The 9,045-nt window shown below is 38.0% G+C and carries 11 protein-coding genes and 1 tRNA gene; 5 read left to right on the top strand and 7 right to left on the bottom strand.

Translation table 11 applies throughout. From position 1 onward, the window contains the following. Positions 1–48 precede the first annotated feature (48 nt). From B9N62_RS09990 to B9N62_RS09975, 5 genes are all read right to left on the bottom strand, one after another. A tRNA-Ser gene (locus B9N62_RS09990) sits at positions 49–136 on the bottom strand. Positions 137–158: 22 nt separating this feature from the next. Next, positions 159–281, bottom strand: a complete 123-nt coding sequence (locus B9N62_RS10895; protein ID WP_257640247.1) for a hypothetical protein — start codon at positions 279–281, stop codon at positions 159–161. 88 nt (positions 282–369) lie between these two features. Next, positions 370–483: a hypothetical protein gene (locus tag B9N62_RS11070; protein ID WP_374188120.1), complete on the bottom strand. Its 114-nt coding sequence runs from the start codon at positions 481–483 to the stop codon at positions 370–372. Between the two features lie 159 nt (positions 484–642). Continuing rightward, positions 643–1,446: a M48 family metallopeptidase gene (locus B9N62_RS09980; protein WP_087585360.1), complete on the bottom strand. Its 804-nt coding sequence runs from the start codon at positions 1,444–1,446 to the stop codon at positions 643–645. 437 nt (positions 1,447–1,883) lie between these two features. After that, entirely contained in the window at positions 1,884–2,852 is a 969-nt protein-coding gene (locus tag B9N62_RS09975) for a putative transporter (RefSeq protein ID WP_054197246.1), read from the bottom strand. 108 nt (positions 2,853–2,960) lie between these two features. On the opposite strand from B9N62_RS09975, the gene B9N62_RS09970 reads away from it, so the two are divergent. Continuing rightward, positions 2,961–3,407, top strand: coding sequence for a DUF411 domain-containing protein (locus B9N62_RS09970; protein WP_087585359.1), 447 nt, complete (start codon positions 2,961–2,963; stop codon positions 3,405–3,407). A 47-nt stretch (positions 3,408–3,454) separates the two neighbouring features. On the opposite strand, the gene B9N62_RS09965 is transcribed toward B9N62_RS09970, so the two are convergent. After that, a complete protein-coding gene (locus tag B9N62_RS09965; RefSeq protein ID WP_087585358.1) occupies positions 3,455–4,768 on the bottom strand; it encodes a sodium-dependent transporter in 1,314 nt (437 codons plus the stop codon). Between the two features lie 201 nt (positions 4,769–4,969). Here B9N62_RS09965 and B9N62_RS09960 point away from each other — a divergent pair, with 201 nt between their 5' ends. From B9N62_RS09960 to B9N62_RS09950, 3 genes are all read left to right on the top strand, one after another. Continuing rightward, on the top strand, positions 4,970–6,280 hold the full coding sequence (locus B9N62_RS09960) for a hemolysin family protein (RefSeq protein WP_242047062.1): 1,311 nt from the start codon (positions 4,970–4,972) through the stop codon (positions 6,278–6,280). 241 nt (positions 6,281–6,521) lie between these two features. Further along, the gene (locus B9N62_RS09955) at positions 6,522–7,367 is read left to right on the top strand and encodes a fumarate hydratase (protein WP_087585356.1); all 846 of its coding nucleotides are present in this window, start codon (positions 6,522–6,524) and stop codon (positions 7,365–7,367) included. A gap of 9 nt (positions 7,368–7,376) precedes the next feature. Then, positions 7,377–7,937, top strand: coding sequence for a Fe-S-containing hydro-lyase (locus B9N62_RS09950; protein WP_084109801.1), 561 nt, complete (start codon positions 7,377–7,379; stop codon positions 7,935–7,937). A gap of 32 nt (positions 7,938–7,969) precedes the next feature. Here B9N62_RS09950 and B9N62_RS09945 read toward each other — a convergent pair whose 3' ends face one another. Next, entirely contained in the window at positions 7,970–8,443 is a 474-nt protein-coding gene (locus tag B9N62_RS09945) for a cysteine permease (protein WP_087585355.1), read from the bottom strand. Between the two features lie 96 nt (positions 8,444–8,539). Here B9N62_RS09945 and B9N62_RS09940 point away from each other — a divergent pair, with 96 nt between their 5' ends. Then, positions 8,540–8,914 (top strand): RidA family protein, encoded by a 375-nt coding sequence (locus tag B9N62_RS09940; protein ID WP_087585354.1) that lies wholly within the window; start codon positions 8,540–8,542, stop codon positions 8,912–8,914. Positions 8,915–9,045 lie beyond the last annotated feature (131 nt).

Raw genomic sequence — 9,045 nt, 5'->3', positions numbered from 1 at the left:
TTTTATTGCTGTAACTTGCTTAATAATTCTATGTATTTCTTAATATAGTGGCGGGCAGAGAGAGATTCGAACTCTCGGTGAGTTGCCCCACACACGCGTTCCAGGCGTGCTCCTTAAACCGCTCGGACATCTACCCATGAAGAAGTGGAATTATATCTTTATTTGCTTAATGCTTGGTTTTTAAAGTTTAGCCCCAAGATAACGACATTTTTGTACTCATTATCCATCAGGCAAATGTCAGGCAGTTCACTCCATTTTTCAAAGCTAAATTCTAAAAACATCTTAGGACTTGCTTTGTTTTCACTAAATATTAGAGTGATAATTTTTTAAATTTAGCCTCTTTGCCTCATCTAGACTGTGAGCTAAGAGCTACTTACAAAAGCCCATGCCAAGAGCCTTTTTAGCGACATATATGCTTATCCCTACGCTTATATCGTAAGCGATCTTGGGATTAAAGTCACTTAGCGAGCAGTAACCTAAAATTTCACCATTTTCTTTATAGACAAAGATTGGGCGAGAGTTGTTGTGAACTTTAAACCAAGACTCTTGCTAACTAGCCGAATATCAGCGGTCATAGTTTTTTAAAATGTACTAGTTATAAATTTGAGCAACCATTTCAAGATCGCTCAAATTTTTTGAAGCCTAGCTTTTTTTGGCTGCTTGATAGACCGGCTCAAGCTTTGCTGCGATCTCTTTTAGGTCTTTTATCCTGCTCTCGTTTGATGGGTGTGTGCTTAAAATTTCAGGCACTTTTACGCCACTCATCTTGCTCATTTTTACCCAGACTTCGACCGCTTCTTTTGGATCGTATCCGGCTCTTGCCATTAGCTCAGTACCGATATGATCAGCCTCAGTTTCGTGTGAGCGAGAAAACGGCAGAGATATGGTGTATTCGCTAGCTAAATTTAGAGCATTAGCTCCAAGATCGCCAAGGCCAGTAGCTGTAGCTATTGCAAAGATACCTATGCTTTTCATCTGATCAGCACTTGCTTGCTCTCTGCTGTGCTCCCTAAGAGCGTGTGCGATCTCGTGTCCCATGACTGCAGCTAGCTGTGCATCTGTTAAATTCAGCCTTTTTATAATGCCACTATAAACGACTATCCTGCCACCTGGCATACACCAAGCATTTAGCGTATCTTCGTTAATAACATTTACTTGCCACTTCCATTTTAGTGCGTCGTCTCTAAAAACTACAGTTTGAGCGATGAGCCTTTTAGCGATATCTTGAACTCTTTTTGTAAGGATGGGATCGACATTTAGCTCACCTTTACTCCTAGCAGCTGTTAGCGTCTTGACGTAGGCTTGGGCTGAGCTTTGCTCCATATCTTCTGATGAGACTAGCATAAATTGCTTACGATCAGCACCAACAACGCCTGCTTTTGTAACGCTTGAGCAGCCAGTGAAGAGCAAACTAGTCGCTAACAATGTAAGTAGAATTTTTTTCATTTTTATCATTTTTGGACTAAAATTTTGCGTATTATAGCCTGAGTTAGATATGCATTGTTAAACGAGGGGGAAATTTAATTTTTGGAGCTGAAACGGCTTACAAATTTTAAAATTTGTCAGAAATTTTCTAAAATAAAACGCATGCAGTGCGCCAGCACGATTGCATGCCACTCCTAACATGCGAGGGGTTTAGGGGATTCAAAAAGGGGGATAAGGGGACGGCTTCGTAATTCAAGTCCCCTTGTCTCCCTTTTAAATAAAAAGAAATTTACGAATTTAATAAAGCTATTTTGCAAATTTTAAAATCTCATTCACTCGCAAGAATTGACTACTAAAATTTGGCTTCGCTTATAGCTTAGCTCAAATTTTAGAGCCGAAATTACTCGCTCATGAAATTTTAAAATTTACTAGAGTTTATTTGGTATGTAAATTTACGCCTATGCCTTATAGTTTATATTTCTCTCAAATTCTCTCAAACGTTTATTTACAGATCTTAGCTCTGTTATTGTCGTCCAGTTATCGATAAAGACGCTAAAACTCTCTCTAACTTGAGAAAAAGCGTTGCTAGCTTGTATAAGCACACCAAGCGTTATAACACCGCTAAATAGGCCATTGCCCATGATGATGTAAGGCACGATGACAAGAATTTGTGAAAAAGAGATGAGCCAAAGGTTAAAGTAGCCATAGTGCAAAAATAGTTTGTAATAATTTAACTTTACGCCCGTAAAAAGCTCTAGCATGACGTTTGGTTGGCAAAATTTAGACTTATCATCCTCACCGTAAACTAGCTCTTTTCTAAACGCCGCTTCTGCTTTTTGGTTGTTATACTCGATATGCGGGAGTTTAATACCAACAAACCACGAAATAATTAAGCCACCGATGCTAATTATTAAAGCGATATAAACAAGCGAGCCTTCGATATCTTTGATGTAAGGCAAACTCACGCTCTTACTTAACTCCCAAAGTACTGGTATAAAGGCAATTAGCGTCATGATCGCCCTTAAAACCTGCACGCCAAGACTTTCCATTATCTTTGCAAAGCGGTAGACATCTTCTTGAATACGCTGCGAACTACCTTCGATGTCACTTTTGCAGTTTTGCCAAAATTTTAGATATCTAAATGTCATCGCCTCTCTCCAGCGAAAGACCCAGTGGCTAGCAAAAAACGAGATCACAGTGTAAGTCACGACGTAAGGCATAGCGATTTTTATAAAGTTAAAAATTTCTCGCCAAAACTCACTTACATCATGATCTTTTGAGTTTTGCACAATGTCGTAGAAATTTTTATACCACTCGTTAATGCGGACATTTAGGTGTGTTTGATAGACAAGAAGTAAGATGATAAATATCGCTCCGCCGTAAGCCCAGAGCGCCCATTTTTTATCTTTAAAAAATGATGAAAACATAAATTACCTTTTGTAAAATTTGCGAAATTATAGCAAGCAATATTAAGCATTTATATAAAATTTAAATGTGAGCTATATCATTTTGCAAATTTTATGTAAAGGAAAATGATGAAGAAATTAGCATTTTTGGCTCTTGGCTTTTTTACAACACTTGCATTTGCGGCTGATATGAAGGTCTATAAAAGCCCAACTTGTGGATGTTGTACTAGCTGGGGTGAGGCGATGCAGAAGGCTGGATTTAGCGAAGAGGTCATAAAAGTAGATGATATAGCTAAAGTTAAGAAAGAATTTAATGTGCCACTAGAGCTTTCAAGCTGCCATACAGCAATCATCGATGGATATATCATAGAAGGTCACGTTCCAGCCGATGAGGTAAAACGTCTACTAGAGCTTAAGCCAAAAGACGTAATTGGTATCGCAGTACCTGGCATGCCGATGGAGAGTCAAGGTATGGAGCAAGGCAGTAAAGCTGAGCAATACGATGTTATTTTATTTAAAAAAGATGGCTCGCAAGAAATTTTTGCCACTTACATCGGCACAAAAAAACTAAGATAACTTCAAAAATTTTTAAATTTAGCTTATCCTTTTTTAGCGAGCTAAATTTAAAAAGAAATTCCCTTACTTACGGCTATGATACAAAGTAAAAATGTTAGCGGAACATAGATAAATTTGCCTACAAAATACCAGAAATTACCATAAGATTTATTTGCTCCAGAATTTATCTCGTCTAAAATTTCTTCTTTTTTAATAATCCAAAACCAAGAAATAGCACCGATTACCGCGCCGATTGGAATAATATAGATCGACACAAAGTCCATCCAAGGTCCCCAACTGCTAATAGGCTCCATAAATGCTCCTATGCCAAAGCAAACTGCACAAAGTAGCGTGAGTGTCCAAAATCTACTAAGAAATGGAAATTTATGCATTAGTGACTCGGCGACTACTTCAAACATATTTTGAAGCGAAGTAATGCCACCAAAGATAACCGCCGTAAATAGGATGATCGCAAAAATTTGACCGCCGATCATGTTTTGTAAAATTTTTGGAAGCGTTACAAAAAGTAGCTTTGGACCTTCGGCTGGATCCATAGCATAGGCAAAGACCGCTGGGATCATAACAAGAGCGGCCACAAGAGCTGCGATAGTATCAAAAAAAGCCGTAGTTTTAGCACTTTCAACGATATCTTCATCTTTTGAAAGGTAAGCCCCATAAACTATCATGCCAGATCCTGTGATAGAGAGCGAGAAAAAGGCTTGACCCATCGCAGAAACCCATACCATCGGATCTTCAAGCTTACTAAAGTCAGGGATAAAAAGGAATTTATATCCATCAAATGCATTTGGTAGCATTGCGACATTTATAGCCAAGATGCTAAACAATACGAAAAATAGTGGCATCATTATTTGATTTGTTTTTTCGATACTTTTTGCTCCAAAAAATAGTGTAAGAAGCGTGCCAACAACGATAATAAAATGATAAGGCAAGACTGAGTAATCTTGAAGTGCAAATGAGTTAAACCAAACGTTCGTATCAACGCTCATAAATGAGCCAGTAAGTGCCTGAGTAAGAGCTTTTAGCACGTAAGCGATGATGACTGCGTAGCCGATGGCTATACAAAGTGAGCCAGCAAGCGGAAGCCAGCCGATGATACTGCCAAATACGCCTAAATTTCTACTTTGCCAAGCATATTTATATGATCCAAGCGTACCAGTTTTTGCACGTCTTCCAATCGCATACTCCGCACTTAGACCAACATATGAAAAAAGAGCTATGAAAAAAACATAGATGAGTAAAAACGCTGCACCGCCATTTGTGCCAAGTTTATAAGGAAAGCCCCAGACATTTGCCATGCCAACTGCTGATCCAACACAGGCCAATATAAATGCCCAACGCGATGAAAAATTCTTTTTGCTCATTGTAAAATCCATAAATTTAGTGATGAAAATAATGTTATCAAAATATGATTTAAGAAGTTTTTATAAATCTTAAATTTAAGAAATGTTGTTACTTTTGGGCGTGGCTAATTTGACCGCTAAATATAAATTCGCTATAATCAGGCAAAAATTTTTAACTCTTAAGGATCATAATTGAACCCCAGTAGCGATAACTCGCTTTTAATGGTAATACTTGCCATTGTATTCATTTTACTAAATGCCTTTTTTGTTTTATCAGAATTTTCTCTTGTTAAAGTTCGTAAGTCTAGACTTGAAGAGCTTATCAAAGAGAAAAAGCCAAACGCCCAGCTTGCTTTTGAGATGTCAAACAAGCTTGATACCTATCTTAGCGCCACTCAGCTTGGCATCACGCTAAGCTCACTTGCTCTTGGTTGGATCGGTGAGCCAGCAGTTGCAAGACTTATAGAGGCTCCACTTAAAAATTTCTTCAACTTTAGTGATATCTTAGTTCATACGGTTGGTTTTGCGATCGCATTTACGCTTATTACATTACTTCACGTTGTAATGGGCGAGCTTGTGCCAAAGTCAGTTGCTATCGCGAAGGCTGAGACTTCAGTATTAAAAATCGCTCGTCCACTTCACTTTTTCTGGGTGCTATTTTCGCCTGTAATTAAGCTTTTTGATATTTTAGCAACTATCGGACTTAAAATTTTAGGCATCCAGCCAGCCAAAGAAAATGAACTAGCTCACTCTGAAGAAGAGATAAAAATCATCGTTGGCGAGAGCTTAAAGGGTGGTGTGCTTGATAGCTTTGAGACTGAGATCATTAAAAATGCGGTTGATTTTAGTGACACAGTCGCAAAAGAGATCATGACGCCAAGGCGCGATATGATCTGTATAAACAAGCAAAAAAGTTTTGAAGAGAATTTACAAGTCGTATTTGAGTCAAAATATACTCGCTTTCCTTATATAGACGGCTCAAAAGATATTATTTTGGGCATGATACACATTAGAGATATTTTACAGCTTCACTTTAGTAAAGACAAAGAGAAGAGTTTTGACGCGATTGTGCGTAAATTTGTCATCGTGCCTGAGAGCCTTTCTATTTCAAAAGTGCTTGTAATGATGAATAAAGAGCAAATTTCAGCTGCACTTGTCGTTGATGAGTATGGTGGCACGGCTGGTCTTCTTACGATGGAGGACATCATGGAGGAGGTGCTTGGTGACTTTAACGACGAGCACGACGAGGTCGATCAGCACTATAAAAAGATAAATGACAATATTTATGAATTTCAAGGCAGATACGATCTAGAGAGTGTTGAAGAGGTTCTTGGTATAAGCTTTGATGAAGAGACGGATCAAGTAACGATCGGTGGATATGTCTTCAACCTAATCGGTCGTTTGCCAGTTGTAGGCGATAAGATCGAGGATGAAAACTGCTACTACGAAGTAAGAAAGATGGATGGAGCCAGTATCTCACGTGTAAAAGTTAGAAAAAAGATAAAAAATGAAGAGGAGAGCATTCAATCTTAAATTTATATATTTATGGCTTAAATAAGTCATATTATGTAAAATTCTATCAATATTGTGATGCTCTAGACTCAATTTTCGCCACCACTTAATTTCATTAAATTTGTTTTAGACAAGTCTTCTAGTTGTAGTCAAGCAAAATAAATCCATATAAATTTTTTAGCAGATATCTAGCAGTAAAATTTAATCTTAAATTTTAAATATAGTTAATATAATTAAAAATTGTTTTTTACGAGGAGTAAAGATGAGAATAATAAATACAAAAGATATAAGAGAAGTTGTTGCCAAGCTTTGCAAACAGGCCTGTTATGTCGTGACACCAGATTTAAAGGCTGCTTTTACAAAGGCTCAAAGTAACGAAGGCTCGTCACTAGGCAAAGACATTTTGGGCAAAATTTTACAAAATGCTAAGCTTGCGGAAGAGGGCGTTGCACCTATCTGCCAAGACACCGGTATGACGGTTGTTTTTGTGCAGATCGGCCAAGATGTGCATATTGAGGGTGGATATATTGAAGATGCGATAAATGAGGGTATTGCGGAAGGCTACATTGAAGGCTATCTAAGAAAGTCAGTCGTTGCTGAGCCACTTTTTGAGAGAAAAAATACCACAAACAACACTCCAGCCGTCATTCACACTAGAATCGTGCCAGGAGATAAGCTAAAGATAAAAGTGGCTCCAAAAGGTTTTGGTAGTGAGAATAAATCAGTTTTAAAAATGCTTGTACCAGCTGATGGCATAGAAGGTGTAAAAAAAGTCTTTTTGGAGGCTGTAAAATACGCTGGACCAAATGCCTGTCCTCCACTAACAATAGGCGTTGGCATAGGCGGTACGATGGATAAGGCAGCACTTTTGGCAAAAGAAGCAGCAGTTCGTTCAGTCGATAGTAAAAATTCTGATCCAAGATATGCCAAATTAGAAGACGAGCTACTAGAGCTTGCTTGCAAAACTGGTGTTGGTCCTCAAGGACTTGGTGGCGATACTACTGCCGTAAAAGTAAATGTCGAGTGGTATCCAACCCACATAGCAGGTCTTCCTGTTGCTATAAACATTAACTGCCACGCTGCGCGCCACGCAGATGCCGAGCTTTAAGGAGAGAAAATGTCAGAAGTAAAAAGAATAACAGCGCCATTTGATAAAGAGGTGGTAAAAAGCCTAAAAGCAGGAGATAATGTCCTAATATCAGGCACTATCATAGCAGCTCGTGATGCTGCACATAAGGCACTTACTGAAACTTTAGCACGCGGCGAGAAACTACCAGTTGAGCTAAAGGGTGAGACTATCTACTACGTCGGACCAACTCCAGCCAAGCCAAATCAAGCTATCGGCGCAGCAGGCCCAACAACAAGCGGCAGAATGGATAAATACACCCCAACTATGATAAATGAAGTTGGTATAAATGGTATGATCGGTAAAGGCTACAGGAGTGACGCAGTAGTCGAGGCTATGAAAAAATCATGCTGTGTTTATATGGTTGCTATCGGTGGCATCGGAGCGCTCATTAGCCAAAGTATCAAAAAATATGAAGTGCTAGCTTATCCAGAGCTAGGACCAGAGGCAGTTGCTAGGCTTACAGTTGAGGACTTCCCAGCAATAGTTGCCATTGACTGCGAAGGTAATAACTTCTATGAAGTCGGTCAAGCACCTTACAAAAAGATATAAATTTATCCCGCTAGCAAGCTAGCTAGCGGACTTTAGTAATATCCAAGACACATCGTTTCAGTTAATTTTATGCGTTTTTCAAATGGAGCAGGTGAGAAAAATTTGCACTTTTCAATGTAAATTCTATAAGAATAGCTAAGATTAAAATCATCATAAAATTTCTTCAAGTCTATAAATTTGATGCCGCAAATCTCATAAAATTTAAAGAGCTCGTAGATCTTAGAGCCATTTTTTGCTACAAGATGAGAAGGAGCAAGCGAGGTAAAAGAGCAAAATACGCCTGTTGGAATAAGGCCATTTAAAGGCGTGCAAGTTTTTATAATGTTTTGAAATTTGGTTGGAATGCTATTTTTTCTAAGAAAAACTATTCTTGAGTTTTCAAATTTAGCACTTATGACGTTTTTCCAAAAAAAATAAGCATTTGATGAGATGCCGGCATTTTTAGCCAATTCAGCACCGAGCACATAATCATCTAAAAACTCATTTGGTGCGAGTATATTTTGCATCTTCATCCTTTTGAAATTTTGCTCATTATAGCTTTTGGAGACTAAAAATTTAGAAAATTTATAGTAGGATTTTAAAAAATTTCAAAAGGAGAAAATATGAAAAAACAAATCTCAACAAAAAATGCTCCACAAGCGATTGGGCCATATTCTCAAGCTATTAGTGCAAATGGATTTTTGTTTATCTCAGGTCAGCTTGGTGTCACACCAGCGGGTGAGTTTGCAGGTAGTGGCGTAGAAGCTCAAGCTGAGCAATCGCTTGAAAATTTAAAAAATATCTTGGCTGAGGCAGGGCTTACTTTTGATAATGCTGTAAAGACCACAATATTTCTAGCAGATATGGGAGATTTTGCTAAAGTAAATACTGTGTATGCTAAATTTTTTAAAGAGCCTTATCCTGCTAGAAGTACAGTGGCCGTTAAGACCTTGCCAAAAGACGCACTTGTGGAAATAGAGCTTATCGCGGCTTATTAATAGATATTGTGTAAAAGTTCACATAATTTAATGTTTTATATTATGGAGAGCAAAAACTCTCCAAATTTATACTTCAAAAACTAAACCCTTAAACCTATAATAAAAATACACAATTTAAAATTTTAAAGCAT

This window comes from Campylobacter concisus, assembly GCF_002165785.1.
In the GTDB taxonomy this organism is placed as follows: domain Bacteria; phylum Campylobacterota; class Campylobacteria; order Campylobacterales; family Campylobacteraceae; genus Campylobacter_A; species Campylobacter_A concisus_W.
Note: the sequence above shows the minus strand (reverse complement) of the source record. Positions and strands in the feature narration are given on the sequence as shown.